General features: G+C 68.8%; 29 protein-coding genes. 13 read left to right on the forward strand and 16 right to left on the reverse strand.

Features of this window, described 5'->3' with window-relative positions:
* Nucleotides 1-73: 73 nt before the first annotated feature.
* The 6 genes from IEY60_RS07270 to IEY60_RS07295 all read right to left on the reverse strand — a co-directional run bounded on the left by IEY60_RS07270 (nucleotide 74) and on the right by IEY60_RS07295 (nucleotide 6,681).
* Nucleotides 74-919, reverse strand: coding sequence for a polyphosphate kinase 2 family protein (locus IEY60_RS07270; RefSeq protein ID WP_189025412.1), 846 nt, complete (start codon nucleotides 917-919; stop codon nucleotides 74-76).
* Between the two features lie 15 nt (nucleotides 920-934).
* Nucleotides 935-2,392, reverse strand: coding sequence for an alanine/glycine:cation symporter family protein (locus tag IEY60_RS07275; protein ID WP_189025414.1), 1,458 nt, complete (start codon nucleotides 2,390-2,392; stop codon nucleotides 935-937).
* Between the two features lie 112 nt (nucleotides 2,393-2,504).
* Nucleotides 2,505-3,137 (reverse strand): class I SAM-dependent methyltransferase, encoded by a 633-nt coding sequence (locus IEY60_RS07280; protein ID WP_189025416.1) that lies wholly within the window; start codon nucleotides 3,135-3,137, stop codon nucleotides 2,505-2,507.
* Nucleotides 3,134-4,378 (reverse strand): saccharopine dehydrogenase family protein, encoded by a 1,245-nt coding sequence (locus tag IEY60_RS07285; protein ID WP_189025418.1) that lies wholly within the window; start codon nucleotides 4,376-4,378, stop codon nucleotides 3,134-3,136. The genes IEY60_RS07280 and IEY60_RS07285 overlap by 4 nt, the downstream gene beginning before the upstream one ends.
* A gap of 10 nt (nucleotides 4,379-4,388) precedes the next feature.
* Nucleotides 4,389-5,807 carry an ABC1 kinase family protein gene (locus tag IEY60_RS07290; protein WP_189025420.1) on the reverse strand — a complete coding sequence of 473 codons (1,419 nt, stop codon included), beginning with the start codon at nucleotides 5,805-5,807 and terminating at the stop codon, nucleotides 4,389-4,391.
* A gap of 160 nt (nucleotides 5,808-5,967) precedes the next feature.
* Nucleotides 5,968-6,681 (reverse strand): TetR/AcrR family transcriptional regulator, encoded by a 714-nt coding sequence (locus IEY60_RS07295; protein WP_189027340.1) that lies wholly within the window; start codon nucleotides 6,679-6,681, stop codon nucleotides 5,968-5,970.
* Between the two features lie 257 nt (nucleotides 6,682-6,938).
* On the opposite strand from IEY60_RS07295, the gene IEY60_RS07300 reads away from it, so the two are divergent.
* From IEY60_RS07300 to IEY60_RS07330, 7 genes are all read left to right on the forward strand, one after another.
* Nucleotides 6,939-8,192 carry a DUF445 domain-containing protein gene (locus IEY60_RS07300; RefSeq protein WP_229739745.1) on the forward strand — a complete coding sequence of 418 codons (1,254 nt, stop codon included), beginning with the start codon at nucleotides 6,939-6,941 and terminating at the stop codon, nucleotides 8,190-8,192.
* 94 nt (nucleotides 8,193-8,286) lie between these two features.
* Nucleotides 8,287-8,733 carry a helix-turn-helix domain-containing protein gene (locus IEY60_RS07305; RefSeq protein WP_189025424.1) on the forward strand — a complete coding sequence of 149 codons (447 nt, stop codon included), beginning with the start codon at nucleotides 8,287-8,289 and terminating at the stop codon, nucleotides 8,731-8,733.
* On the forward strand, nucleotides 8,733-9,377 hold the full coding sequence (locus IEY60_RS07310; protein ID WP_308426085.1) for a heparin-binding hemagglutinin: 645 nt from the start codon (nucleotides 8,733-8,735) through the stop codon (nucleotides 9,375-9,377). Before IEY60_RS07305 ends, IEY60_RS07310 begins: the two co-directional genes overlap by 1 nt.
* 86 nt (nucleotides 9,378-9,463) lie before the next feature.
* Nucleotides 9,464-9,757, forward strand: coding sequence for a DUF2516 family protein (locus IEY60_RS07315; RefSeq protein ID WP_373291702.1), 294 nt, complete (start codon nucleotides 9,464-9,466; stop codon nucleotides 9,755-9,757).
* Nucleotides 9,758-9,849: 92 nt separating this feature from the next.
* Nucleotides 9,850-10,902 carry an alpha/beta fold hydrolase gene (locus IEY60_RS07320; protein ID WP_229739632.1) on the forward strand — a complete coding sequence of 351 codons (1,053 nt, stop codon included), beginning with the start codon at nucleotides 9,850-9,852 and terminating at the stop codon, nucleotides 10,900-10,902.
* Nucleotides 10,903-10,922: 20 nt separating this feature from the next.
* Nucleotides 10,923-11,813, forward strand: a complete 891-nt coding sequence (purU, locus tag IEY60_RS07325; protein WP_189025428.1) for a formyltetrahydrofolate deformylase — start codon at nucleotides 10,923-10,925, stop codon at nucleotides 11,811-11,813.
* Nucleotides 11,814-11,943: 130 nt separating this feature from the next.
* Nucleotides 11,944-12,171 carry a hypothetical protein gene (locus IEY60_RS07330; RefSeq protein ID WP_189025430.1) on the forward strand — a complete coding sequence of 76 codons (228 nt, stop codon included), beginning with the start codon at nucleotides 11,944-11,946 and terminating at the stop codon, nucleotides 12,169-12,171.
* A gap of 169 nt (nucleotides 12,172-12,340) precedes the next feature.
* Here IEY60_RS07330 and IEY60_RS07335 read toward each other — a convergent pair whose 3' ends face one another.
* Nucleotides 12,341-12,868, reverse strand: a complete 528-nt coding sequence (locus IEY60_RS07335) for a GNAT family N-acetyltransferase (RefSeq protein WP_189025432.1) — start codon at nucleotides 12,866-12,868, stop codon at nucleotides 12,341-12,343.
* A 122-nt stretch (nucleotides 12,869-12,990) separates the two neighbouring features.
* Here IEY60_RS07335 and deoC point away from each other — a divergent pair, with 122 nt between their 5' ends.
* Entirely contained in the window at nucleotides 12,991-13,662 is a 672-nt protein-coding gene (gene deoC, locus IEY60_RS07340) for a deoxyribose-phosphate aldolase (protein WP_229739633.1), read from the forward strand.
* Nucleotide 13,663: 1 nt separating this feature from the next.
* On the opposite strand, the gene IEY60_RS07345 is transcribed toward deoC, so the two are convergent.
* Nucleotides 13,664-14,398: an LmeA family phospholipid-binding protein gene (locus IEY60_RS07345; protein ID WP_189025436.1), complete on the reverse strand. Its 735-nt coding sequence runs from the start codon at nucleotides 14,396-14,398 to the stop codon at nucleotides 13,664-13,666.
* A 106-nt stretch (nucleotides 14,399-14,504) separates the two neighbouring features.
* On the opposite strand from IEY60_RS07345, the gene IEY60_RS07350 reads away from it, so the two are divergent.
* A complete protein-coding gene (locus tag IEY60_RS07350; RefSeq protein ID WP_189025438.1) occupies nucleotides 14,505-15,113 on the forward strand; it encodes a type IV toxin-antitoxin system AbiEi family antitoxin in 609 nt (202 codons plus the stop codon).
* Here IEY60_RS07350 and IEY60_RS07355 read toward each other — a convergent pair.
* From IEY60_RS07355 to IEY60_RS07365, 3 genes are read right to left on the reverse strand one after another with little or no spacing between them, the layout of a single operon-like run.
* Nucleotides 15,099-15,893, reverse strand: a complete 795-nt coding sequence (locus tag IEY60_RS07355; RefSeq protein WP_189027346.1) for a class I SAM-dependent methyltransferase — start codon at nucleotides 15,891-15,893, stop codon at nucleotides 15,099-15,101. The two genes, IEY60_RS07350 and IEY60_RS07355, sit on opposite strands and share 15 nt — an antisense overlap.
* Nucleotides 15,894-15,895: 2 nt before the next feature.
* Nucleotides 15,896-16,420 carry a DUF2505 domain-containing protein gene (locus IEY60_RS07360; RefSeq protein WP_189025440.1) on the reverse strand — a complete coding sequence of 175 codons (525 nt, stop codon included), beginning with the start codon at nucleotides 16,418-16,420 and terminating at the stop codon, nucleotides 15,896-15,898.
* Nucleotides 16,421-16,472: 52 nt separating this feature from the next.
* Nucleotides 16,473-16,958 carry a DUF2505 domain-containing protein gene (locus tag IEY60_RS07365; protein WP_189025442.1) on the reverse strand — a complete coding sequence of 162 codons (486 nt, stop codon included), beginning with the start codon at nucleotides 16,956-16,958 and terminating at the stop codon, nucleotides 16,473-16,475.
* A gap of 40 nt (nucleotides 16,959-16,998) precedes the next feature.
* On the opposite strand from IEY60_RS07365, the gene IEY60_RS07370 reads away from it, so the two are divergent.
* Together IEY60_RS07370 and IEY60_RS07375 are read left to right on the forward strand one after the other, a co-directional pair.
* Complete coding sequence (locus IEY60_RS07370; RefSeq protein WP_189027348.1) at nucleotides 16,999-18,090, forward strand: UDP-N-acetylmuramate dehydrogenase; 1,092 nt, start codon at nucleotides 16,999-17,001, stop codon at nucleotides 18,088-18,090.
* 127 nt (nucleotides 18,091-18,217) lie between these two features.
* On the forward strand, nucleotides 18,218-19,420 hold the full coding sequence (locus IEY60_RS07375; protein ID WP_189027350.1) for a L,D-transpeptidase: 1,203 nt from the start codon (nucleotides 18,218-18,220) through the stop codon (nucleotides 19,418-19,420).
* A gap of 65 nt (nucleotides 19,421-19,485) precedes the next feature.
* On the opposite strand, the gene IEY60_RS07380 is transcribed toward IEY60_RS07375, so the two are convergent.
* Together IEY60_RS07380 and IEY60_RS07385 are read right to left on the reverse strand one after the other, a co-directional pair.
* Nucleotides 19,486-20,844 (reverse strand): MFS transporter, encoded by a 1,359-nt coding sequence (locus IEY60_RS07380; protein ID WP_189025444.1) that lies wholly within the window; start codon nucleotides 20,842-20,844, stop codon nucleotides 19,486-19,488.
* Nucleotides 20,845-20,923: 79 nt separating this feature from the next.
* A complete protein-coding gene (locus IEY60_RS07385; protein WP_189025446.1) occupies nucleotides 20,924-21,124 on the reverse strand; it encodes a hypothetical protein in 201 nt (66 codons plus the stop codon).
* Between IEY60_RS07385 and IEY60_RS07390 the strand changes: the two genes are divergently transcribed.
* Nucleotides 21,104-21,706, forward strand: coding sequence for an NADPH-dependent FMN reductase (locus IEY60_RS07390; protein WP_189025448.1), 603 nt, complete (start codon nucleotides 21,104-21,106; stop codon nucleotides 21,704-21,706). The genes IEY60_RS07385 and IEY60_RS07390 overlap by 21 nt on opposite strands.
* A 5-nt stretch (nucleotides 21,707-21,711) precedes the next feature.
* Nucleotides 21,712-23,160, forward strand: a complete 1,449-nt coding sequence (locus IEY60_RS07395) for a DHA2 family efflux MFS transporter permease subunit (protein WP_229739634.1) — start codon at nucleotides 21,712-21,714, stop codon at nucleotides 23,158-23,160.
* Between the two features lie 6 nt (nucleotides 23,161-23,166).
* Here IEY60_RS07395 and IEY60_RS07400 read toward each other — a convergent pair whose 3' ends face one another.
* The 3 genes from IEY60_RS07400 to IEY60_RS07410 all read right to left on the reverse strand — a co-directional run bounded on the left by IEY60_RS07400 (nucleotide 23,167) and on the right by IEY60_RS07410 (nucleotide 24,756).
* Nucleotides 23,167-23,349, reverse strand: coding sequence for a DUF1737 domain-containing protein (locus IEY60_RS07400; protein WP_189025453.1), 183 nt, complete (start codon nucleotides 23,347-23,349; stop codon nucleotides 23,167-23,169).
* A 15-nt stretch (nucleotides 23,350-23,364) separates the two neighbouring features.
* Nucleotides 23,365-23,823: a large conductance mechanosensitive channel protein MscL gene (gene mscL / locus IEY60_RS07405; RefSeq protein ID WP_229739635.1), complete on the reverse strand. Its 459-nt coding sequence runs from the start codon at nucleotides 23,821-23,823 to the stop codon at nucleotides 23,365-23,367.
* Nucleotides 23,824-24,021: 198 nt separating this feature from the next.
* Nucleotides 24,022-24,756 (reverse strand): SDR family NAD(P)-dependent oxidoreductase, encoded by a 735-nt coding sequence (locus IEY60_RS07410; protein ID WP_189025455.1) that lies wholly within the window; start codon nucleotides 24,754-24,756, stop codon nucleotides 24,022-24,024.
* Between the last annotated feature and the right edge of the window lie 50 nt (nucleotides 24,757-24,806).

Genomic DNA, 24,806 nt, shown 5'->3' on the forward strand with positions numbered 1-24,806 from the left:
CGCCTTTCGTTGGTTGTCTCCCCACGAGGGACATCATTGCGGCCGAACCTGAGAGTTTGTTCAAAGATCGATGTCAGGACGCGTCGAGCCGGCGCAGCTGCTCTTCGACGTCGAAATCGGCGGGTGGCCAATCCAGCCCGAGCCCGGTCAGCGCGTCGATCAGCAGCTCGGTGACGGCCAGGCGCGCGTACCACTTGTGGTCGGCGGGCAGGATGTACCAGGGCGCGTAGTCGGTGTTGGTGCGTTCGAGAACAGCCTGGTAGGCCTTCTGATATTCGGGCCAGTAGCCGCGTTCGGTGATATCGCCGGGATGGAACTTCCAGTACTTGTCGGCACGCTCGAGGCGCTCGTGCAGCCTGCGCTTCTGCTCGTCGAGCGAGATGAACATGGCCACCTTCACGATCGTGGTGCCCGCGTCGGCGACCTCACGTTCGAAGGCGTTGATCTTGTCGTAGCGCTGCTCCCACTCCGCGCGCGGCACGAGTTCGTGCACCCTGGCCACCAGCACGTCCTCGTAGTGGGATCGATCGAAGACGCCGAGCTGGCCGGGCACCGGCAGCCGCTTGCGGATGCGCCACAGGAAGTCGTGCCGCTTCTCCTCCTCGGTCGGCACGCCGAAGGAGGTATGGTCGACGCCCTGTGGGTCGACCGAACCGATGACGTGGCGCACGATCCCGCCCTTGCCCGCGGTGTCCATGCCCTGCAACACCAGCAGCACGCTGCGCTTGTCGCCGGTGCGGCCGTTGGCGAACAGCCGCTCCTGCAGGTCCGACAGGACGACGCCGCGCTCGCTCAGCAGCGTCTGGCCCTGCTGCTTGTCCCCGGCGAAACCGGGTGTACTCGAGGTGTCGAGGTCGGCGATGCGCTGACTATCGGCGCGCAGCGCTGTCGTGACGGGTTGTGCCCAGTTCTTCGCCATTTCCCATGCCTACCACTAGTGCGCGCGATCGACCGGCAAGCTCGATGCAATCGTCTCCTGCCAGCACGCGACGCCCGCCGGGTCGGCGATCTCCGGGCGGTGCACGTACACCGGATCGACGCCCGCCGCGCGCTGGGCCCGGTAGTCGGCGAGCAGTCGGAACGCGACGACACCGAGCGGGATGATCGCGGCCAGGTTCACCAGCGCCATCACGCCCATGAACACATCGGCCAGGTTCCAGATCAGGCTCACCGAACCGAGCGCGCCACCGAAGACGGCCACCAGCACCAGCACCCGGAACGCGGTGAGCACCTGCGGGCGGTCGGTGATGAACTCGATATTGGCGCGGCCGTAGTAGAAGTTGCCGATCATCGAACTGAACGCCAGCAGGAACACGACCGCGGTGAGCATGTGGCCCGCCCAGGAGCCGAGGCTGTCCTGTAGCGCGCTCTGGGTGAGGTCGGCGGTGCGCCGCTCCGACAGGTCGGGATCGCTGGTCAGGATGATGAACGCGGTGATCGAGCAGATCAGCAGGGTGTCGAAGTAGACGCCGAGCGACTGCACGAGGCCCTGCTTCACCGGATGCGAGACATCGGCGGCGGCCGCGGCGTTCGGCGAGGAACCCAGGCCTGCCTCGTTGGAGAACATGCCGCGCCGGATGCCCTGCGCGATGGCCACACCGATCCCGCCGCCGACCACCTCGCGCAGTCCGAACGCGCCGCCGACGATATCGGCGACCACCCGCGGTAGATCGTCGATGTTGAGCGCGACCACCGCGATGCCGAGCAGCAGGTACACGAGCGCCATGATCGGCACGAGCACCTCGGTGATGTGGCTGATCCGGCGCACCCCACCGAAGATCACCACCCCGAGCAGCACGATCAGGCCGAGCCCGACGAGCGGGGCGAACCAGTCGCCGTCCAGGTCCGGCAGCGAGGCCCGCGTCGTCGCCACGATGGTGTTGGACTGCACGGCGTTGAACACGAAACCGAAGGTCACCGTGATGATCACCGCGAAGATCAGGCCCTGCCAGCGGCGGCGCAGCCCGTACTCCATGTAGTAGGCGGGGCCGCCGCGGAAGGTGCCCGGCTCGTGCTCGGGCCGCTTGTAGAGCTGGGCGAGCGTGGATTCGACGAAGGCCGACGCGGCGCCCAAGGTCGCCATCGCCCACATCCAGAACACCGCGCCCGGCCCGCCGACACTGATCGCGGTGGCGACGCCGGCGATATTGCCGGTGCCGACCCGCGCCGCCGCCGAGATGCTGAACGCGCCGAACGCCGAGACCGACTTCTTGCCGTCCTCGGCGGTCGTCCCCTTCTCGGTGACCGCGCGGAACATCTCCGGCAGCATCCGCAGCTGTACGACACCGCTGCGCACGGTGAAATACAGTCCGGCGACGATCACCAGCGGGATCAGCAGCCAATTCCAGAACACATCATTGATATCGACGACCACCGAGTTCAGCGTGTCCATGCGGCGAAGGCTACCGCCGAGCTACCGCACGACCGGTCAGGCTGTACTTGATGTCGCCTGCTCGGGGACGCTGCGTGGTGACGCTGCGCTACCGCCTCCGCGCCCTGACCGATCAGGCCGGGCGGGTGGCGTCGACGTACTGCATGAAACGGCGCACCCGCTGGTCGATTTCGATCAACCCCGCCTCGGCGAACAGCGTCGGGAAGGTGTCGCGGTCGAACAGCCGCAGCCCGCCCAGGCCGGCGGCCATGGTGCTGGCCCGGCCGAACAGGTTGTCCTCGCGGTAGCTGGTGGTGATCGCGATCCGCCCGCCCGGCGCGAGTACCCGGATCATCTCGCGGGTGGCCGCGATCGGATCGGGGATCAGGTACAGCGCGCCGAAACAGCAGACGGCGTCGAAAGTTCCGTCGGCGAAGGGCAGCGTGCGGGCGTCGCCGCGGACATAGCCGACCCGCGGGCCCGCGTTGTCGGCGGCGGCCCTGGCCAGCATCGGCTCGGAGTAGTCCAGGCCGGTGACGAAGCCGCCACCGGAGAGGAATTCGCTCAGGTACCTGGTGAAATTGCCGGGGCCGCAGGCGAGATCGAGTACCTTCTTGCTGCCGCTGAGCCGCAAGGTGTCGACCGCTTCGCGGCGGTCGCTGCCGGTGGTTCGGCCGCTGGCCAGATAGAACAGCGTCGGCCGCCACGCGTGCTCGTACACCGCGGCCAAGGCCGGCGCGTTCATGGTCTTGCGGGCTAGGTTCACTGCCGTGCGACCTCGATCGTCATGCCCGCCTCGCGCAGCCGGTCGGTGAGCGCTTCGCCCATGGCGGAAGCCGGGGTGAGAACGCCTGCGCGCGGCGGGAGTTCGTCGAAGGCCAGGCACAGGCCGCTCTGGCCGAGCAGCACGGCGGTGGCCTGGTAGCCGGGGTCGCCGGTGCCGGAGAAGGTGGCCTGGTACTTGGCGCCGGAGCTGGTGCGCGCGAAGGTCTTCATGGTGAACCAGCCACTGAGGCGGGCCTTTTCGCTGGGGCCGGTGCCCGGCTTGGGCAGGATCCGGTCGAGCAGCTTGCGGCCCAGCGAGACGCGCGAGAGCACGGCGCCCGAGGCCATTCCGGCCACGATGCCGCCCGCGATACCGGCGGCGACCAGCGGCGCGGCGGCCGAGTTGCCCGCGTTCATCACCTCGCGGTAGCGGAACTGTTTGCCGTAGGCCCAGCCGAGCAGGCCGTTGGTACGGCGAACGACCTTGGTGTTGTGCGAGGCCATGATGAAGGTGGTGACCCAGCCGTCCAGGCTCGGGTCGATGCTGTCGGCGCGGGCCAGCGCCTGATCGGACTGGCGGCCCACGTCGGGCTCCATCGTGCGGTCGGGGCTCAGCGAGTACGGGTGCGCCAGGATGCGGCCGCGCGCGGAGTCGGCGGCGATGTCTTCCATCATCGCGCGGCCGGAATCGATGGTGCCACCGCTCATTCCACCCTTGAGGTAGGCCACCAGGGTGGTGTCCTCGAGCTCGCCGGTGTTGTCGGCGACGGTGGCGCGGTAGAGCTCGTAGACGCTCAGGTCCGACGGAATCGAGTCGTAGCCACAGGAATTGACGATCTTCGCGCCGGAGTCGACCGCGATCTGCTCGAACTGCTCGATGGCGTCGTGGATGAACAGCGGCTCACCGGTGAGATCGGCGTAATGGGTGCCCGCGGCGGCGCACGCGCCGAGCAGCGGCATGCCGTAACGCAGGTACGGGCCGACCGTGGTGACCACGACCTTGGTCCGCTCGGCCATCGCGGCCAGCGACGCGGGGTCGGTCGAATCGGCCACCACCAGTTCCCACTTCGCGGCGGCGGGGCCGAGCTCGGCGCGCACGGCGGCCAGCTTGTCGGCCGACCGGCCCGCCAGGGCGATCTTGGCGCCCTCGGGCGCGGCCGTGAGCAGGTATTCGGCGGTGAGTTTGCCGACGAAACCTGTCGCGCCGAACAGGATCAGATCGAATTCACGGTGCTGCGGCATGACGAGCCTTTCATCGAGTGCCGGCCTTGCGGGCACGCGGCTTCTTCGCCGGTTTCGGCGGATGGGTGGTGAGCCACTCACGGTGGGCCAGACCGAGTTCGGTGACCGGCGACTCGTCGTAGAGCCATTCCCGGGCGATCAGATGCCAGTTGTTGGTGCTGTCGAGCTGGCCGAGCATACCGAAGGTGAGGAAGTCGGCGCGGCGGGAGAACAGGTGTTCCGGCGGTAGGTTCTGCTGCTTCATCCCGGTGAACTCGCTGGCCCGCGGGTCGACGGCCAGCAGGAACGCGCCGCTGGCCAGTTCGGGAGTGATGGTCAGTTCCTCGTCGACCAGGCACCACTCCGAGGCGGAGAGCACGTATTCGAGACACTCCTCGGCACCGATCTCCTCCGGCGAATCGATCACGCCGCGCTCGATCATCAACTGCCGCAGGTCTTCCGCGCGGTCCTCCGCGGCGGCGCGCAGACACAGGATCTCGAAGTGCACCAGCTTGGGGTCCATGCGGTTGAACAGACCGAAGTCGAGGAAGGCCACCCGGCCGTCGCGGGCCAGCAGCACATTGCCCGGATGCGGGTCGCCGCAGAACTCGTTGAAGGTGAACAGCGAGCCGACGTAGAAGCGGTAGATGATCTCGCCGACCCGGTCGCGCTGGGCGGCGGGCAGCTTGCGGATCTCGTCGAATCCGGTGCCCTCGACGAACTCGCTGACCAGGACCCGGGTGGTCGACAGCTCCCGCACCGCGGCGGGCACGACGATGAACGGGTGATCGCGGTAGAGGTTGGCGATCTCGGTCTGGGTCACGGCCTCGGCCACGTAATCCAGTTCGCTTTCCATGTTCAGCTTCAGCTCGTCGAGCACGGCCGGGGTGATCCACGGCATCGCCGAGGCCAGCACCCGGCGGAACATGGTGAGGTTCTTCAGGTCGGCGCGCACGGCGACGTCGACGCCGGGGTACTGGACCTTCACCGCGACGGCCCTGCCGTCGTGCAGCGTGGCCCGGTAGACCTGGCCGATCGAGGCGGCCGCGATCGGCTCGGGGTCGAATTCGGCGAACGCCTCGGCCAGCGGCCTGCCGAAATCCTCCTCGATCACCGCGCGCATGGCCTCGAAGGACACCGTCGGCGCGGCATTGCGCAGCACGGCCAGCCGCTGCTGGAACCGGTCGCGATGGTCTGGCGGCACCAGGTCCAGATCGAGCACCGACATCATCTGGCCCAGCTTCATCGCCACGCCCTTCATGGTGCCCAGCACCATGACTACCTGCTCGGTGGTGCGGATCATCGATTCCTCGGCCATCTTGGCGCGCACCGCCTCGGACCGTCCGCGCATGGAGAGCCTGGTCTTCTTCGAACGGATGACCGAGCTCGCCGCTACCGCCCCCAGTTTCGTCCCGCGGGCAAGCCGGGATGTCGGCACGTTCTTCGCCATCGAGGTACCTCCATTGGTGCCGACGCGCAGGGCGGCCGTAGACGCGTAGCGTCACACGACCGCCGGCGGTGACGCAAGCCACAGCGCCCCGCTCGGTTCAGCGTAACCAACCGCGCCGCGATGTCGAGCCCGGCTCCGGAGGTCCCGGGGAAACCCCCGGTCAGGAGGGCTGTACGGGGATCTCGGGCAGTTCGTGGGGCTGTGCGTTGAACAGCTCGGGCGAACCGCCCGCCCTGGCGACGCCCTCGATCGCCGACCACGCCATCATCGTCAGGTAGTCGATGACGTCCTGGCGCGGCATGGCCTTGTCGGTGGTCGTCCACCAGTGCGTGGCCAGCTGGATGCCGCCGACCAGCACGTACGACCACAGCATCGCGCCGTCGGTGCGCGCGCCCTTGCTTCCCGCCCGGTCGATCAGCACGGTCGTGACCACCTCGGCGAAGAGCCGTTCGAACTCGGCGAGCGAGGACTTGTCACCCGCGGAGTTGCTCATGATGAACCGGTAGACCTCGGGGTCGTCGTCGACGGTGCCGACGTACTCGGTCATCGCGGCGCGCACCAGCTGGTACTCGTCGGCGTCGAGATTGATCGCGCCGTACACGCGGGGCAGCAGCGTGGTCTCGATGAACCGCTGCATGGTGGCGTGCACCAGGTCGTTCTTGTCGGCGAAGTAGCGGTACAGCACGGTCTTGGACACGCCGATCTCGGTGGCGATCTCGTCCATGCCCGCCTGGCTGCCGCGCGCGCGGATGGCGTTGAGCGTGCCGTCGACCAGCTCTTCGCGCCGGTCGATCTTGTGCTGTCGCCACCGCCGTTTGCGGCCGTCGACAGGACCGCCGCCGCGGACGGTGGCGCGGCCGGTCTGCTCGCCGATCTCGACAAGGTCTTCGGTGGACAGAACAGCCCCCTTGTGGTCGATGTGGCGTGTCTCGTTCTACAGCTTAGGCGCGCTGGTGTGGGGTGGCGCTCGTTTGGTCGACGTTGCGGCATTTACCACACTGTGAAGCGGGCTGGCGGCGGCACTGTCGCGGCGCGCACAGCAGAATGGGGGCTATGGAGAAAGCTCCCGGCAATACGGCGGTACTCGCGCCGCGCACCGAACCCGCTGCGCAACCCGCGGGTTTCGCGGTCATGACCGACGAGGCTGGTAAACGACGTGACCTCTTCAAGATGAAAGCGCTGGCCACCGGATTCCTGCTGGTGGCCAGCGTGGTGTACCTGCTGTGCCGTTGGCTCGAATCGCGCGGTGGGGGCGGCGAGTGGGTCGGTTATGTGCGCGCCGCCTCCGAGGCGGGCATGGTCGGCGCGCTCGCCGACTGGTTCGCGGTCACCGCGCTGTTCAAGCATCCGCTCGGCCTGCCCATCCCGCACACCGCGATCATCCGCAAGAAGAAGGACCAGCTCGGCGAGAGCCTCGGCGCCTTCGTCGGCACGAACTTTCTCGCGCCCGACGTGGTGTCGGCGCGGCTGGACTCCGCGCAGATCTCGCTGCGGGTCGGCCGGTGGATGGCCGATCCCGGGCACGCGGCGCGCGTCGCGCAGGAGAGCTCGACGATCCTGACCGCGGTGGTCGGCGTGCTGCGCGACGAGGACGTCGAGCAGATCATCGACAACACCATCGTCAAGCGGATCGCCGAACCGCTGTGGGGTCCGCCGATCGGGCGGGTGCTCTCGGAATTGATCGCCGACAATCGGCAGCTGCCGCTGATCGATCTGCTCGCCGAACGCGCGCATCAATGGGCGCTCGGTTCGCAGGAGACGATTGATCGCATCGTCATGCGGGACGCGCCGCAATGGGCGCCGAAATTCGTCAACACGTTGCTTTCCGAGCGGATCTATCGGGAATTGGTCGAGTTCACCTGGAAGGTGCGCTCGAATCCCGACCACGAATTGCGTCAGGCCGCCGATCGTTTTCTGCAGGATTTCGCCGACGATCTGCAGCACGACGAGGCGATGATCGCCAAGGCCGAGAAGGTCAAGGCCGAGATCATGGGCCGCGAGCAGATCACCGGAATGGCCGAGGCGACGTGGCGCGCGGCCAAGCGGTTGATTCTCGAGTCGGCCGAGGACCCCGATTCCACCCTGCGCCGCAAGGTGGCCGAGAATGTGCAGCAGCTCGGTGAGCGCTTGCGCGACGACCCGGCCATGCGCGGCAAGGTGGACGGCTGGATCGACCGCGGCGCGCGCTATCTGGTCGGTAACTACTCGGCCGAGATCACTACCCTGGTAACCGACACCGTCGCCCGCTGGGATGCCGACGAGGCGAGCCGGAAGATCGAACTGCAGGTCGGCCGGGATCTGCAGTTCATCAGGATCAACGGCACGGTCGTCGGTTCGCTCGCCGGCCTGGCCATCTACACGATCTCGCAGCTGCTGTTCCACTAGGCCCGGCCGTTAGCCGAACCTGTGCTAACAGAAGTGCTTGCAATAGCTAGCACCCTCATTTAGTATTGACCGTACAACCGCCAGAAGGTGAGTGATGGCAGACCAGCCCGAGGGACGTGTAGCGCACGCGGCACAAGACATCGGAGGGTTCATCAGGTCCCAGCGCGAAGCTGCGCAGGTGTCCTTACGTCAACTCGCCGCTCTGGCGGGGGTGAGCAATCCGTACCTGAGCCAGATCGAACGCGGATTGCGTAACCCCTCCGCCGAAGTACTCGCGCAGATCGCCAAGGCACTGCGCGTTTCCTCGGAGGTGTTGTATGTGCGGGCCGGATATCTTGAACAGCGTCCGCACAGCCCGGTCCGGGACGCCCTGCTCGCCGACACTTCGGTGACCGAGCGGCAGAAACAGGTGTTGCTGGAAATCTATGAGTCGTTTCGCCGGGAAAACGGGGAAGAAGCCGGCTCAGGGGGGATCGAACGGGACAGCGACGTTTCGTTCACGACAATTGACACTCCGCCACGCCAGGAGAGCGAAGACTGATGACCGAAAAGACCGCTACCGTGACCAAGCCCCTGTTCGCCACCGTGGGCGCCGGTGACGCCATCTACACCGCCGTGAACGAGGTCGTCGCCGACGTCCGCGAGCGCGTCGTCGCCACCGATGCCAAGGCCCGCGTCGACGAGGCCCGTGAGCGCATCGCCAACGTCCCCGCCGACGTGCAGGCCCAGTTCGACACCCTGCGCGAGCGCATCGCCGGCCTGCCGTCGGAGCTGCCGGAGGACCTCGCCGAGCTGCGCGAGAAGTTCACCCCGGAGGAGCTGCGCAAGCTGGCCGAGCAGTACTACCGCCAGGCGCTCGACATCTACGCCGACCTCGCCGTCCGCGGTGAGGAGACCGTCGACCGGCTGCGCGCCAACCAGGCCGTCGACGAGCAGATCGGCCGCGTCGAGAACCTGTACAAGGATGCCTCCGCGCGTGCCGAGGACGCCCTCGCCAAGGTCACCGACCTGCTGGGTCGTGGCAAGGCCGAGGCCGAGAAGGTCGCCGACGAGGTTGTCGATGCCGAGGTCGTCGCCGTGAGCACCGAGCCCGCCCCGGCTCCGGCTGCCAAGGCGCCCGCCGCCAAGAAGGCTCCGGCCAAGAAGGCGCCCGCCAAGAAGGCCGCGCCGAAGAAGGCCGAGTAAGGCCGAGTAAGTAGGTCTACCGCCGACAGCGGCCCCGCGCATCCGATGATGCGCGGGGCCGCTGTTCGTATGATGGGGGTGTGAACCTGGTAACCGGTGTGACGTCGCTGATCCTGCTGGTCCTGTGGGTGGTGGCATTCGGCGCGACGGTCTTCGCGCTCATCCACGCCGTGCGCCAGCGCGCCGAGGCCTTCACGGCCGTCGACAAGATGACCAAGCCCATCTGGCTGGCGATCCTGGCCGGCGCGATGGTCTTCCTGCTGCTCGGCATCGCCGGCTTCGGCATGCTGACCTCGTTCATCGCCATCATCGCGACCGGTGTCTATCTCGCCGACGTGCGCCCGAAGATCGACGAGGTGCAGCGCGGGCCGCGCTGGTAACCGCCGCCGCGGCGAATTGAGGTCGCCGACCTCTCGCGGTTCAGTGGTACACGGTGTTACTGTATCTAGCAGTAACACAAAGGAGTGTGCCGATGCGTGCAAAGCTGCCGACGGCTCTGCTGAACCTGGTCAATTCCGCGTCCTTCGTGGTCAAGACCACCCTGGCGGCCCACCGGGCCGATCTCAGGACGCGGACCCACGGGCTCGCGGCCTTCGATCCGCCGACCGTTCCGCACGAGGTGATCCCGGTGGTCACCGCGGACGGCGCCCGGCTGCGGGTCCACGCCTACGGCCCGGTCGACGCGCCCGTCATCGTGTTCGCGCACGGCTGGACCTGTTCCATCGAATACTGGAACGCCCAGATCAACGCCTTCGCCGGCGAGTATCGCGTGATCGCCTACGACCAGCGCGGCCACGGCGAGTCGACCAACGGATACGCGCGTCCCAGCACCGACCTGCTCGCCGACGACCTGTGCGATGTGCTCGACGCGGCCCTGCTGCCCGGTCAGCGCGCGGTCCTGGTGGGCCACAGCATGGGCGGGATGACGCTCATCGCCTGGGCGGGCCGCTACCCTGAGCGGGTCGCCGAACAGGCCGAGGCCGTGGTGCTCACCAACACCGGCGCGCACTCGCTGGTCGAGGTCTCGACCATGGTTCCCGGCCTGAACAAGCCGCTGCGCCTGCTGCGCGGGCGGGCGATGCCGACCCCGGACTGGCTCGGCAAGCTCATCCTCGGCACGCCGGTGGTCTTCCCGCCGATCGCTCCCGTGCGCTGGATCTTCGCCCGCCAGGTGATGACGCTGGACACCACGCCGGAGAAGCTGAGCTACGCGCTGTCGGTGGTGCGCGGCTGTCCGATGATGACCCGCTCGCGCTACGGCCTGCTGCTGGCCGAGCTGCACCTGGGCGACGCGGCGAGCAACTTCTGCGTGCCGACCACCGTGCTGGCGGGTGACCGCGACGACATGACCCCGGTCGTGCACGCCGAGCGCCTCGCCGAGCTGCTGCGCAGGGCGGGCACCCTGGCGAAGTTCAAGGTCCAGCCGACCGGACATCTCGGCAATGTCGAGCGCTACGACCTGTTCAACGCCGAACTGCGCGAGGTGCTCGCCGCCGTCCATGAGCCTGTGCGCGCGCTGGCCTGAGCGCCTGCGAGGATGGGCGGATGAGTTCTGCCCCTGTGACCTCGGATGACCGCCGGTTCGTGCTGACCCTGGGCTGCCCGGACCGGCCGGGCATCATCGCCCGGATCTCCTCGTTCATCGCCGAATTCGGCGGCTCGATCGTGGAGGCCGGCTACCACTCCGACGGTGACATCGGCTGGTTCTTCACCCGGCAGGCGGTCAAGGCCTCGACGGTGCCGTTCGGCATCGACGAACTGCGCGCCCGCTTCGCCGAGGTCGCCGCCGAGTTCGGTCCCGAGACCGACTGGCAGCTGCACGACTCCGGTGCGCCGCGCCGGGCGGTGCTACTGGTCAGCAAGGACGGGCACTGCCTGCACGACCTGCTCGGCCGGGCGCAGGCCGGCGAGCTGCCCGCGACCATCGAGGCCGTCATCGGCAATCACCCCGACCTGGCCGGGATGACCGAGGCGCACGGCGTGAAGTTCCACCACGTGCCGTTCCCGAAGGACCCCGCCGAGCGCGGGCCCGCCTTTCAGCAGGTGCGCGACCTCGTCGACGCCCACGATCCGCACGCGGTGGTGCTGGCCCGCTTCATGCAGGTGCTGCCCGCCGAGCTGTGCGAGCACTGGGCGGGCCGGGCGATCAATATCCACCACAGCTTCCTGCCGTCGTTCGTCGGTGCGCGGCCGTATCACCAGGCCTATGACCGCGGGGTGAAGCTGATCGGCGCGACCTGCCACTACGTCACCGCAGAGCTGGACGCGGGACCGATCATCGAACAGGACGTCATCCGCGTCGACCACGCCGACGACGTCCGCGACATGGTGCGTCAGGGCCGCGACATCGAGCGGGTCGTGCTGGCGCGCGGGCTGCGCTGGCACCTGGAAGGCCGGGTGCTCGTGCACGGCCGACGCACAGTCGTCTTCGAGTAGGCGGACCCGGTTCCGTGCTGGCACGGATGTGGCGGACCTGTGAGCAGCCGCACACTGGGACCCGGTCGATCGCATTCGGTCGACGTGGGTACATCGGCACCGAACGCCGATCCAGTGAAAGGTGAAAGAAATGAACAAGTTTGCGATGCGCGCGGCGATCGCCGCGGCTGCGATCACGCCGATGGTCGCCTTCACGAGCGGGGTCGCGGGGGCAGAGGCTACGCTGAGCCCTGGCGTCGGCGTTACTGTCGCGTCAGCCAACGTCACGCCGGTGCACGCTTGCGGCCCCGGCCTGCTGAGTCTGGGCTGGGAGCTGTTCCACATGCACGTTCCCTTCCCCTTCTGCATCAAACTCTGATGCAACATCCTGTGGCCCGTCTCGATCCCCGCGGCCCCGGCCACGTCGTCGACGACACGGTGACCGTGACGGCGAGACGGGCTCAGGTTGAACGGTAGGCGTTCCGGGGGGTAGCGCCGACCGCGTCCAGGGCTGACGGAGGGTGATGCCTGCTGCGCCCTGGTCGCCCTCAGAGGTCGTAGAACGGGGCCGGGTAGCGGAATTCGCCGGTGACCGCCGGATCGTAGGCCGTCAGCGGCCGCACCTGGAAGTACTCGGCCCAGTCCGCCTGGTCCGGCACGACGCCGAGCCGGGCGCCGGGGACGAAGCCGAAGCGGCTGTAGTAGTCGGGGTTGCCGACCAGGCCGACGACCGACTCGTCCAGTGCGTCCGCCGCGCCGAGCGCCGCGTGCATCAGCGCCGAGCCGACGCCGGTCTTCTGATGATCGGGGTCGACCCCGAGCGGGCCGAGCGCCAGCACCGGGAACGGGCCGATGCCCGCCCTGGTGAGACAGATGTGCCCGACGACGGTGTCGTATTCGAGTGCGACCAGCGACAAGGTCGGCATCCACGACTCGTCGGTGCGCAGCGCGTCGACCAGCGCGACCTCGGGGGGTTCGGTGATCGCCGGGTCCTCGGCGTAGTGCGGGGCGAAGGCGGCTCGATGGATGGCGGCGATCGCCACGGCATCCGCAGGGGTCTCGCGACGGATCAGCACAATCGTCTCCGTGTCTGTGGCGGCTGGGTTAAGTCTCCCGGATATGGGTACGACCGCGCAACGCTGTTTCCCGGACTGCCTGTGCAAGGGCGGTGGACTGGTCGTATGTCATGCTTCCGAGCATGACCGTCTCGACGCCGCTGACCCGGGCCGACGTGGCCGCCATGATCGATCACACCCTGCTCGCCCCCGAAGCCACTCCCGCCGAGGTCGAGGCTCTGATCGCCGAGGCGCGCAAGCTCGGGGTGTACGCGATCTGCGTGTCGCCGTCGATGCTGCCGTTGCGGGCGCCGGGGCTGGTCGTCGCAACCGTGGCCGGATTCCCGTCCGGGAAGCATCACTCGCTGGTCAAGGGCGCCGAGGCGCGGCTGGCGGTGGACCAGGGCGCCGCCGAGATCGACATGGTGATCGACGTGGGCGCCGCGCTGGCCGGTGACTTCAACGCGGTGCTGTCCGACGTCATCACGGTGCGTGAGGCGACGACGGATCGCGGCGTCGTGCTCAAGGTGATCATCGAGTCGGCCGCGCTGACCGACGAGGCGATCGTCGGCGCGTGCCGAGCCGCCGAACAGGGCGGCGCCGACTTCGTGAAGACCTCCACCGGATTCCATCCGGCGGGCGGGGCGAGCGTGCACGCGGTGCGGCTGATGGCCGAGACCGTCGGCGGGCGACTCGGGGTCAAGGCCAGCGGCGGCATCCGCACCGCCGAGGACGCGGCGGCGATGATCGCGGCCGGTGCGACGCGGCTCGGGCTGTCGAAGTCGGCCGCCGTGCTGGCCGGGTTCGCCGAGTAGCTCAGCAGGCGAACTCGGCCTGCCGGTCGCTGGACACCGTCTCGAGCTGGGTCTTGCCGCCCGAAAGCTGAACGACCACACCGTCATCGGTGACCTTCACTTCCTGCGCGCGCAGACCGAGCGGGTAGCTCTGCAAGCTCTGGGTGAACACCTCGACGATGCCCTGCACCAGATCGGTGGGCAGGCCGAGGCCGAGCAGCTGCGCGGACTTCGTCTCCACCTCGACATTGCCGTTGCGCACCATCGGCTGCACCTCGAGCTGGGCCAGGCCGCCGAGCACGTCGAGGGTGAGCAGGCCGGTCTTCGACGAGGACTGCACCCCGCTGACCATGCCGCCCAGCGTCTGCGCGATCCCCTCGTTGTTCCAGGTCACCTCGGCCGACGAGCTGCCGATGGTGCCGCCGCCGCGGCCACGGTCGACCAGCTCGATGTCCTCGAACTCCGCGTGCACGACCATCCCGACCGCGGGACCGAACTTGTTGTCCTCGCTGTCGATGGTCACCGAGCCGACCTTGCCGTCGATGTAGGTGATCAGCATCGGCTTGGGGCCGAAGCTCACGTCGATGCTCGAGCCCATCTCCTGCTCGAACGAGCTGCTGATGCAGCGCGAGATCTGGTGGCGGGCATAGGCTTCGGTACTCACGATCGCCGCCACGAGTAGCACGGCGACCACGACCAAGGCGATCACCAGCGTGCGCCGACCGACCTTCGGGCGTTGGGGTGTCTGCGTGCTCATGGGATCGAATTCTTCCCGAACTTTCTGTGTCTGCTCTGAGGACGCAGTGAAAGCCTTCGTAGCAAAGTGTGAGCTGGCGCACTTTCGGCGGCGTAGCCTGAAACCCATGACTGGCGAGGGTGTGCGCCGGGTGCAGGGGACGGCGGACCATCGGTGGCGGGTGCTGCGGCGGCTCGCCGGCCGCCACGCGGGCTTCTTCACGACCCGGCAGGTGCTGCGGACCGGCTGTGAGCTGCAGGTCAGGGCCGCGCTCGGCGACGGAACGGTGACCAGGGCGGGGGTCGGGATGATGCGGCTGGCGCAGTGGCGGGCCGGTCCGCTCGACGAGTACGCGATGTGGGCGGCCTGGTTCGACGGGGCAGCGGCGGTGTCGTATCAGAGCGCGGCGGAGCTGCACGGGCTCGGCAGATTACAGCCGCGGTTCCTGCATCTGTCGGTGTCGGCGGGCAGGCCGCCGGTGACGCCGCGGCTGGTGCTGACCCGGCGCAAACTCGGCGGCCCCGATATCGAGTCGGCCGGGCCGTTCCTGGTGACCACGCCCGTGCGCACCGTGCTCGACCTGGCCGAGACCGAGATCTCGCAGTCGGCGCTGGACGAGGTGGTGGCCGACGCGGTCGCCATCCATCGCTGCGACACCGACGAGATCTCCTGGGGCGGACAGCAACTCGCGCCACGAGCGGCCGCGCGGGTACGCCGGGCGTTAACCGGCGTCTGACCAGCCGTTCGGCGCGACCGTCTGCCACGGCACCGACAGCACGCAGTCACGCATCCGGCGCCGATACGCGCGCACGGGAAAGCCTTCGGCGCGCAGCATTTCCGCCGCGCCACGCCACCGGATACGCGGACCGAACGGCGCCAGCGCCGCCGACCGGTCCCACGCGCGATCGGCCGCCGTCAGCAAGGCGTGCACGCGTTCGCCCGGAATGTTGCGGTGGATCAGCACTTTCGGCAGTCGCTCGGCGATATCGGACGGGCGCTCCACGGTGAACGGATCCCAGGCCAGGGTCAGCGAGAGCGGGCGGTGCCGGTCCAGCAGCACCCAGGCGCTGCGGCGGCCGAGCTCGTCGCAGGTGCCGTCGACCAGCAGACCGCCGGGCACGAGGTTCGACTGGATGCGGGCCCACGCGTCGGGTACGGCATCCTCTGGGTACTGGCGCAGCACGTTGAACGCGCGGACCAGCACCGGGTTCAGTCCGGCCAGTTCGAAACCGCCGCGGGCGAAGCGCACGCCGTCGCGGCCGTCGACGACCCGGGCCGGATCGATCTCGAGTCCGACCACCTGGAGGTCAGGGCGGACGGTGCGCAGGCGGGCGGCCAGCTCGAAGGTCGTCCACGGTGCGGCGCCGTAGCCGAGGTCGACCACCAGCGGAGCGGCGGCCGTGCGCAGGCGCGCGGTCACCAGGTCGTCGTGCACCAGCCAGCGGTCGCTGCGGCGCAGGCGGTTGACGCCGGTCGTGCCGCGGGTGATCGTGCCGACCGGTGCGAGTCCCTTGATCGTCAGACCGTCTTCTTCGCGTCTTCCCCGAGCCAACGCGAGGTCTCCTCCTGCTCGGCCCGGAACAGGTCGACCAGGTTCACCAGCATCAGCTGCTCCAGGCGCGGGCCGACCATCGGGATGAACACCTTGGCGGTGGGGGAGAAGCGCATGGTGGCGCCGGTCTCGGTGGGGAACAGCCGGATGGTGCCGTTGAGGCTGCCCGGTCCGGCCGGGATCGAGGCGGAGAAGGTGCCCTCGGTCTCGTCGTGGGCGAACGGGCTCCAGCTCTCCTTGCGGGTGATGACCATGTCCTTGCGCATCACCGTCTGGGCGATCTCGGGGAGCATCTCGCGCGGCAGCGTGTGGGCGAGCACCACATCGATGCCGGAGTCGCTCACCTCGTGGCTGATCACCTCGTTGTGCGGGGAGTACTTCCGCATCTCGGCGACGCGCGCTTCCCAGTAATTCCTGCTCTGCAGCGCCGCGTAGAGCTCTTCGGTGGTGTGCAGCGGGTAGCGGGCGGAGTAGTCAAGTCGACGTGCCATGAGCGGACACGTTACCGGGGCGCTCGAATCCGGCGCCCCGGACCTCTGCGCGTCAGTGGGTGGCGAGCCACTGTTCGGTGAAGGCGGCCTCGTTGTTGAGCAGCTCGAGCAGGTGCTCGGAGATCGCGGCCTCGATCTTGCCGCCGAACAGCGGGATCTTCACCTCGATGGTGCCGTCGACGGTGGCGGTCGAGCCGGTGCCGTCGGCGGTCAGGCTGATGGTGGCGTTCACCTTGGCTGGTGCGCCGTCGACGTAAGCCTCGACGGTGCCGGAGGTGCCGCTGTAGGTCTCGGTGCGGGGAATCGCCAGGTCACCGGGGCGGACCGCGGTGATGGCGGGCGGGAGCTGGTCGGCGGGGATGGACTGGACCAGCTGGGCCCTGACCGTGTTGCCGTCGCTGGCGAAGGAATCGAGCCGGGCGCCGGGGCCGCCGACCTCTTCGAGACGAGCCTTCCAATACTGCTCGTCGGAGAACGCCGCGCGCACGGCCTCGACCGAATAGGTGTAGCGAGCCGTGAACGCCAGAGGTGTAGCCATGCGCGACAGGCTACCGTTTGTAAACGTGCGAACAACACGGGTGGTGTCCTCCGATCAGGTGCGTGACCTTCTCGCCGACACGGGCGTGGTGGTGCGGGAATCGGTGCGTTTGTCCGAATTGACGACGCTGCGGGTCGGCGGGCCCGCGCTGGTCGCCGAATGCGGAAGCACCGAGGCGCTGATCGCGACGGTGCGGGCGCTGGACGCGGCGGAAATCAGGGTGCTGCTGCTCGCCGGTGGTTCGAACCTGCTCATCGATGACGCGGGCTTCGACGGTGTCGTGGTCAGGGTGGCGAACACCGGGGTGCGGATCGGCGCCGACAGCGTGGTCGCCGAGGCGGGCGCGAACTGGGACGAGGTGGTCGCGGCGACTGTCGCGGCCGGTCTGGGCGGGCTGGAGTGCCTGTCCGGGATTCCCGGCTCGGCCGGTGCGACGCCGGTGCAGAACGTCGGCGCGTACGGCGTCGAGGTCGCCACGCTGCTGCGCCGGGTGCAACTGCTCGACCGCGAGACCGGTGCGGTGCGCTGGGTCGAGCCCGCCGAGCTCGGCTTCGGGTACCGGACCAGCGTGCTCAAGCACAGTGATGCCGCGGTGGTGCTCGCGGTCGAGTTCGCGCTCGATCCGTCGGGCATGAGCGCGCCGCTGCGCTACGGCGAGCTGGCCAAGGCGCTCGGGGCGGGCGACGGGGAGACTCGCCCGGCCGAGCTCGTGCGCGCCGAGGTGCTGCGGCTGCGGGCGGGCAAGGGCATGGTCCTCGACCCGGCCGATCACGACACCTGGAGCGCGGGCTCGTTCTTCACCAACCCCGTCGTCGGCGCGGATCGGCTGCCGCAGGTGCTGGCGGCGATCACCGCGCACCTCGGCGACGTGCCGGTGCCGACCTACCCCGCGCCCGACGGCACGAAGCTCTCGGCGGGCTGGCTGATCGAGCGGGCCGGGTTCGCCAAGGGCTTCCCCGGTGAGCGGGCGGCGGCACGGTTGTCGACCAAGCACACGCTCGCGCTGACCAACCGCGGCGCCGCGAGCGCGGCCGACATCGTCGAGCTGGCCCGCACGGTGCGCGCGGGCGTCCAGGACCGGTTCGGGGTGACGCTGGAACCGGAGCCGGTGCCGGTCGGCCTCACCCTGTGAGCCGGGCAGGTCGATAGCTCGGCGTACATTCGATGCGGTGAGCAAACCTTCGGTAACCGCCTCGTTGCGTGCGCGCGGGACGGCAGTTCAGCGTGTAAGGGCCACCAAGGCCGCCGATGGCCGTGGCATGGGCGTTCGCCGTGGCCGGTCGCTGGTTGCGGTGATCTTGCTGGCGGTGCTCGTCGTGCTGACCGGATGCACGATCGACGGCCCCGGTGAGGACGCGGGGTCCGCGGGACCGGTCGCGCAGGTCGCCGTCACGCCGTCGGCCGGTGCGACCGACGTCGACCCCGTCGCGCCGGTATCGGTCACCGTCTCCGACGGCCGGATCGACCAGATCGCGCTCACCAATGCCAACGGCAAGCAGGTCGAGGGCAGACTCACCCCCGATCGCGCGACGTACCAGATCACCGAGCCGCTCGGCTACAACGCCACCTACACCTGGACCGGCACCGCGATCGGCACCGACAACAAGCCGGTCCCGATCGACGGCGCCTTCACCACCGTCAGCCCCACCTCGACGATCCCGGCCACGATCAATATCGGCGACGGCCAGGAAGTCGGCATCGCCGCCCCGATCATCCTGAAGTTCACCGGCCCGGTGACGAACAAGGCGGCCGTGGAGAAGGCACTCACCGTCACCACCGATCCGGGCACCGAGGGCTCCTGGGCCTGGCTGCCCGACGACGGCGGGTCCCGGGTGCACTGGCGGCCCAAGAACTACTGGACCCCCGGCACCACCGTGCACGTGGCGGCCAAGCTCTACGGCGTCGACTTCGGCGGCGGCGCGTACGGCGACGCCGACCTCACCTCCGATTTCACCATCGGCCGCAGCCAGATCGTGATCGCCGATGCCCCGAGCCATCGCATGCAGGTGGTCCGTGACGGCGTCACCGTCTTCGACTTCGCCGTCTCCTACGGCGAGGGCAACGAGCCACGCAATGTCACCCGCTCGGGCACCCACGTGGTCACCGAGAAGTACGAGGATTTCCTGATGTCGAATCCGCCGTACTACACCAATGTTCGCGAGCGCTGGGCCGTGCGCATCTCCAACAACGGCGAATTCATCCACGCCAACCCGGAATCCCTCTCGGCCCAGGGTTCTTCCAACGTCACCAACGGCTGCATCAACCTCTCACCCGCCGACGCCCAGGCCTACTTCCCGACCGCCCGCTACGGCGACCCGGTCGAGGTCACCGGCACCTCCATCGAGCTCTCCCAGGCCGACGGCGACATCTACGACTGGGCCATCGACTGGCCGACCTGGCAGTCCATGTCGGCGTTGTCGGGCGGTTCCGCGCCGGGTGGATCGGCGGCCGGTCCGCGCTAGTCCGGATGCCGACGCACCCCGCACGCTGAATGCGTGCGGGGTGCGCGTCTTCGCGGCGGTGCTCGTCAGACCAGGGCCGGGGTTCGGCTGGGCCAGCGAGGGTGGTTGCGGTCGATGACGTAGGAGTGGGTGTGCTGGAAGTGGCGGGGGCCGACCTGGATGGCGTCGACCAGAATCGCCGGGTCGACGGTGCCGATCTCGTGGATGTGGGTGATCTCGGCGGGATCCTTCCGCGGCCACAGCCGGACCGCCGCGATGACGCCGAGGGCGGCGATGACCGCGAGCGTCACCCAGGTGGTGGTGAATCCGGCCGTGGTGGCCAGCCAGCCGGTGATCGGGTAGGTGACCAGCCAGGCCAGGTGGGAGAGCGAGAACTGGGCGGCGAAGAGGGCGGGCCGGTCCTCCGGGCGGGCCGAGCGGCGTAGGACACGGCCGGTGGGGGTGAGGACGAGGCCGGTGCCGGCGCCGATGATCGCCCAGGTGGTGAGGGCGGCGGGCCAGCTCCAGGCGCCGGTGGTCGTGGTCGACAGGGTGATCGCGGCGGCCAGTCCGGTGACGAGGACGGCCGCGCCGGTGAGCATCACCGGACGTTCGCCACGCCGGTCCAGGATCTTGGGCAGGGTGAGGGCGACGAGCATCGTGCCGAGCCCGTTGGCCGCCAGCAGCATCGCGACGCCGGACTGGTTGCCGCCCAGCACGTCTCGCGCGTAGTTCACGGTGTTGACCATGACCACCGAGCCGGCGGCGGCGACCACCAGGTTCAGCCCGAGCAGTCCACGTAGTCGGGGGGTGGCCGCGAACAGCCGCAGACCCGCGGCGAGCCGTTCGCCGATCGCGCTGTCGCCGACCACCGCGTTCGGGATGCTCGCTGCCATGACCAGGGCGATCGAGATCACGAAGCCGATACCGGTGCCGACGAACAGCCAGTGGAAGCTGATCACGCTGAGTGCCAGCGCCGCCAGCATCGGGCTGAGCAGCGTCTCCATGGTCGCGGCCAGCTGCGCGGCCGACAGTGCCTTCGTGTAGTCGCGTTCGTCGGGCAGGATGTCCGGCAAAACGGCCTGGTAGGTGGGGGTATAGGCGGCCGAGGCGATCTGGAGCAGGGTGATCAGTACGTAGATCTGCCAGATCTGGTCGACGAACGGCAGGGCGAGCACGATCGCGCCGCGAATGCCGTTGAGCGCCATCAGGAATTGCCTGCGAGGGAGCAGGCCGGCGTACGCGCCCGCGATCGGCGCGACGGTGACGTAGGCGATCATCTTCAACGTCAGCGCGGTGCCGAGCACGATCGCCGCGTTCCCGCCCGCCAGCTCGTAGGCGAGCAGGCCGAGGGCGACGGTGGTGAGGCCGGTGCCGAACAGGGCGGCGATCTGCGCGGTGAACAGCAGGCGATAGTCCCGGTGGGCGAACAGTGAGGTGGTCATGGCGGTCGGCCCTCCTGGGTAATGCATGGTCTCTTATCTGCGTATAGATGCAACTATATACCCATGGGGGGTATTCCGGTCAAGGGGTGAATTGCTTGCGCTTGACCTGAAGAAAGGTTGAGGTAGCACCGTTGTGCGCAGCGGCGGCCGAGTGGCCGCCACCGAGCTGGAGGAACCTCATGAGCGAGCGCAGCGAGCGGTCGATCAACACAGCCGCCTCGGCGGTCATGCCGGAGCCGAGCGACAGCGAGGTGCAGGCATGAGCGCCACGGTTGAGCACGCCAGGACCGCGATACGCCCGCTGCGGATCGCCGTCGTCATCGGCAGCACCAGGGAGGGGCGCTTCGGCCCGACCGTCGCCGACTGGTTCGTCCGGCAGGCGCGGCTGCGCGACACCATGGACGTCGACGTCGTCGATGCGGGCCAGGTCGAACTGCCGCCGACCTTCGGCGCCGCCACCGAGCACCCGTCCGTGGCCGAGGCCACCGAGAAACTCTCCCGCGCGGACGCGTTCGTCGTGGTGACCCCGGAGTACAACCACAGCTACCCCGGCACGCTGAAGAACCTGATCGACACCCTCCACACCGAATGGCAGGCCAAACCGGTCGGCTTCGTCTCCTACGGCGGCATCTCCGGCGGCCTGCGCGCCGTGGAACATCTGCGTCCGGTGTTCGCCGAACTGCACGCGGTCACGGTGCGCGACTCGGTCGCCCTGCCCAATCCGTGGGGCCGGTTCGACAACACGGGCGACCTGATCGACGTGGCAGGCGCCGACACCGCCGCCGCGGTCCTGCTCGACCAGCTGACCTGGTGGGGCGAGGCCCTGCGCACCGCCCGCGCCGTCCGCCCGTACGGGAAGTGACGGCCGTGCTCACCACAACGACAGCCCCCGCCACCACCCGCAACCCCATGCGCATCGCGCTGGTGCTGGTGGTCGGCATGATCATGGCGACCCTCGATCAGACGATCGTGAACGTCGCCATCAACAAACTCTCCGCCGAGTTCGACGCGGGACTGAGCACGATCCAGTGGGTGGCCACCGGCTACTCGCTCGCCCTCGGCGCCGTGGTCCCGACCTCGGCCTGGCTGGTCGGCCGCTTCGGCGCCAAACGGCTGTATCTGACGGCGATCGCCGCCTTCGTCGTCGGCTCGGTCCTGGCGGGCCTGGCCTGGAACACCGAGTCGCTCATCGCCTTCCGGGTGGTGCAGGGCGCGAGCGGCGGTCTGCTGATGCCGGTCGCGATGACCATCCTGCTGCGCGCGGCGGGCCCGGAACGTCTGGGCCGGTTGATGAGCACCCTCGGCCTGGCGATCCTGGTCGGTCCGCTGCTGGGGCCGGTGATCGGCGGCTATCTCATCGACGAGGTGTCGTGGCGGTGGATGTTCTTCCTGAACCTGCCGCTGGGCGCGCTGGTCCTGGTGCTGGCCGCGCGGGTGGTCCCCGATGACGTGCCCGAGCCGCCGCGTCCGCTCGATGTCGTCGGCCTGCTGCTGATGTCGCCCGGTCTCGCGCTGGTGATCTACGGCGTGACCGCGGCGGGGGAGAGCGCCGGTTTCGCGACGCCGTCGGTACTGGTGCCGCTGCTGGCGGGCGCCGGGCTCATCGTCGCCTTCGTGCTGCGGTCGCTGAGCGTCCCGGTTCCGCTGCTGGATCTACGGGTGCTCGGCAACCGCACGACCGGTATCTCCGCCGCGTTGCTGGCGCTGTTCGCCAGCGGCTATTTCGGCTCGATGCTGTTGCTGCCGTTGTACTTCCAGGTGGTGCGCGGTGAATCAGCCCTGGTGGCAGGCGCTCTCGGCATTCCGTTCGCGCTGGCCTCGGGCGCGACCATGCAGGTGGCGGGCCGGTTGATCGACCGGATTCCGCCCGGCCGCTATCTACCGGTGTCGATCACGGTGGCGCTCACCGGTTTCGTGCTGTTCGTGCTCCAGCTCGACGCGGACGCGCCGTACTGGGCGCTGGGCGCGACCATGGTGCTGATGGGCGCGGGTGGCGGCGGCACCATGATGCCGGTGATCACCACCGCGACCAGGCCGCTGAGCCGGGAACAGCAGCCCGCCGGGTCGACGGTGCTGAACATGATCAGCACCACCGCGATGGCGATCGGCACCGCGGTGGCCTCGGTGACGCTGGGCGCACTGCTCCCGGTCACCGGCGGGCTCCAGGCCCTGCACGCCATGGACCCCGCGCAGCGCGCCGACCTGGCCCCGGCGCTGGCCGAGGCCTTCCAGCACACCTATCTGATCGCTCCGGTCATGATCGCCCTGGCGATGATCCCGGCGCTGCTGTTGCCTCGGCGGAACCGGGACGGGTGAGATCCGCTATCGGGTCGGCCAGACCAATGCCTGGGCGACGATGACGTTCTCGCCGTTGAATGTGACGGCAGGGCCCTCGTGCAGTTCGTAGCCGAGGGCGAGCGCCGCGCTCACTCGCCGGCAGAATGTCTCGTCGTCCGGGCCGGTCAACACGCGATAGATCGGCAGTCCGTCCGGTGGTGTGCTCATGCGGGCCAGTATCCGCTAGGCGGACTCGGTGGCGCGTTCCTTGCTCAGCTCTTCGGACTGCTCGGAGCTCAGCCCCTGCTGCTTGGCCAGCAGGTCGCGGATCTCGATGAGCAGCTCGGTCTCGGTGGGCTCGGCGGCCTTGGTGGTGCCGAACCTGTTCTTCAGCGAATTCATCGGCAGCATCAGCACGAAGTACAGGACAACGGCGACCATGAAGAAGTCGATGAACGCGGTGATGATCGGGCCGAGCGCGATGAAGGTCGCCGGCTTGTCGGCGATCAGCTGGACGCCAAGGCCCAGCTCGTTGGTCGAGCCGAACACCGCGAGCAGCGGGTTGACGAGGCCCTTGGTGAACGAGGTGACCACGGCGGTGAACGCGGTGCCCATGACCACCGCGACCGCGAGGTCGATGACGTTCCCGCGCATCAGGAAGTCTTTGAACCCGTCGAACACGGACTTGATACTGCTGCGCATCGGTGAAGTACTCCTCAGACTGGCTATCGGCAAACGTGGTGATGCTAGCGACCGTGCCGGCCGGTAGCGAATTCACAGCTACGCCACCGACCTGCTCGGCGCGACCACGCGCAGTATCGGGTCCGGGCCCGGCGGACGCCACTCGACAGCCGTCATCCCCGGATTAGGTTGCCCGGTCCGGGGATTGAACGTCGCAGGTCAGGAGCGTCGCGCGAAGCTGCCGGGCCCGGCCTGGTCACGGGGCTTGACGACGATCGTGTCGAGATTCACGTGCGGCGGCCTGCTGGCGACGAAGCCGACGATCTCGGCGATGTCCTGGGCATACAGCGGGTCGATGCCCTCGTAGACCTTGGCGGCGCGCTCGGCGTCACCGTCGAAGCGGACCAGCGAGAACTCCGTCTCCACCGCGCCCGGCGCGATCTCGGTCAGGCGGACCGGCTGACCCAGCAGCTCGTCGCGCAGGGTGCGGTGCAGCACGGCCTGGGCGTGCTTGGCGGAGGTGTAGCCCGAGCCGTTCGGGTAGGCGTGGAAGGCGGCGATCGAGGTGATGGTGACGATCAGGCCGTCGCCGGAGGCGATCAGCTTCGGCAGCAGCGCCTTGGTCAGGCGCAGCGTGCCCAGGACGTTGGTCTCCCACATCCAGCGCCAGTCGTCGAGGTCGGCCTCGGCGACCGAGGCCAGGCCCTTCGCGCCGCCCGCGTTGTTGACCAGCACGTCGACCCGGTCGATCGTCTCGGCGAACGCGCGCACCGACTCCTCGGAGGTGACGTCGAGTTCGACCGCGGTGCCGCCGATCTCCTCGGCCAGCCGCTGCACCCGGTCGAACCGCCGGGCGCCCACGTAGACGTGGTACCCCTGCTTCGCGAGTTCCCGGGCGGTGGCTTCGCCGATTCCCGAGCTGGCTCCGGTGACGACGGCGGTGCGAGTGCTCATGGACAGTGATCCTATTCGCCGCCGATTCGCTGTCGCCATGGCTCGGATCA

Source organism: Nocardia rhizosphaerihabitans (assembly GCF_014646295.1).
Classification (GTDB): Bacteria; Actinomycetota; Actinomycetes; order Mycobacteriales; family Mycobacteriaceae; genus Nocardia; species Nocardia rhizosphaerihabitans.

Bases quoted from the DNA above. Each gene is read 5' to 3' on its own strand.
- IEY60_RS07270 (WP_189025412.1), bottom strand. From the start codon at position 919: ATGGCGAAGAACTGGGCACAACCCGTCACGACAGCGCTGCGCGCCGAT.
- IEY60_RS07275 (WP_189025414.1), bottom strand. From the start codon at position 2,392: ATGGACACGCTGAACTCGGTGGTCGTCGATATCAATGATGTGTTCTGG.
- IEY60_RS07285 (WP_189025418.1), bottom strand. From the start codon at position 4,378: ATGCCGCAGCACCGTGAATTCGATCTGATCCTGTTCGGCGCGACAGGT.
- IEY60_RS07290 (WP_189025420.1), bottom strand. From the start codon at position 5,807: ATGGCGAAGAACGTGCCGACATCCCGGCTTGCCCGCGGGACGAAACTG.
- IEY60_RS07300 (WP_229739745.1), top strand. From the start codon at position 6,939: ATGACCGACGAGGCTGGTAAACGACGTGACCTCTTCAAGATGAAAGCG.
- IEY60_RS07305 (WP_189025424.1), top strand. From the start codon at position 8,287: ATGGCAGACCAGCCCGAGGGACGTGTAGCGCACGCGGCACAAGACATC.
- IEY60_RS07310 (WP_308426085.1), top strand. From the start codon at position 8,733: ATGACCGAAAAGACCGCTACCGTGACCAAGCCCCTGTTCGCCACCGTG.
- IEY60_RS07320 (WP_229739632.1), top strand. From the start codon at position 9,850: ATGCGTGCAAAGCTGCCGACGGCTCTGCTGAACCTGGTCAATTCCGCG.
- purU (WP_189025428.1), top strand. From the start codon at position 10,923: ATGAGTTCTGCCCCTGTGACCTCGGATGACCGCCGGTTCGTGCTGACC.
- IEY60_RS07330 (WP_189025430.1), top strand. From the start codon at position 11,944: ATGAACAAGTTTGCGATGCGCGCGGCGATCGCCGCGGCTGCGATCACG.
- deoC (WP_229739633.1), top strand. From the start codon at position 12,991: ATGACCGTCTCGACGCCGCTGACCCGGGCCGACGTGGCCGCCATGATC.
- IEY60_RS07345 (WP_189025436.1), bottom strand. From the start codon at position 14,398: ATGAGCACGCAGACACCCCAACGCCCGAAGGTCGGTCGGCGCACGCTG.
- IEY60_RS07350 (WP_189025438.1), top strand. From the start codon at position 14,505: ATGACTGGCGAGGGTGTGCGCCGGGTGCAGGGGACGGCGGACCATCGG.
- IEY60_RS07360 (WP_189025440.1), bottom strand. From the start codon at position 16,420: ATGGCACGTCGACTTGACTACTCCGCCCGCTACCCGCTGCACACCACC.
- IEY60_RS07365 (WP_189025442.1), bottom strand. From the start codon at position 16,958: ATGGCTACACCTCTGGCGTTCACGGCTCGCTACACCTATTCGGTCGAG.
- IEY60_RS07375 (WP_189027350.1), top strand. From the start codon at position 18,218: ATGGGCGTTCGCCGTGGCCGGTCGCTGGTTGCGGTGATCTTGCTGGCG.
- IEY60_RS07380 (WP_189025444.1), bottom strand. From the start codon at position 20,844: ATGACCACCTCACTGTTCGCCCACCGGGACTATCGCCTGCTGTTCACC.
- IEY60_RS07390 (WP_189025448.1), top strand. From the start codon at position 21,104: ATGAGCGCCACGGTTGAGCACGCCAGGACCGCGATACGCCCGCTGCGG.
- IEY60_RS07400 (WP_189025453.1), bottom strand. From the start codon at position 23,349: ATGAGCACACCACCGGACGGACTGCCGATCTATCGCGTGTTGACCGGC.
- mscL (WP_229739635.1), bottom strand. From the start codon at position 23,823: ATGCGCAGCAGTATCAAGTCCGTGTTCGACGGGTTCAAAGACTTCCTG.
- IEY60_RS07410 (WP_189025455.1), bottom strand. From the start codon at position 24,756: ATGAGCACTCGCACCGCCGTCGTCACCGGAGCCAGCTCGGGAATCGGC.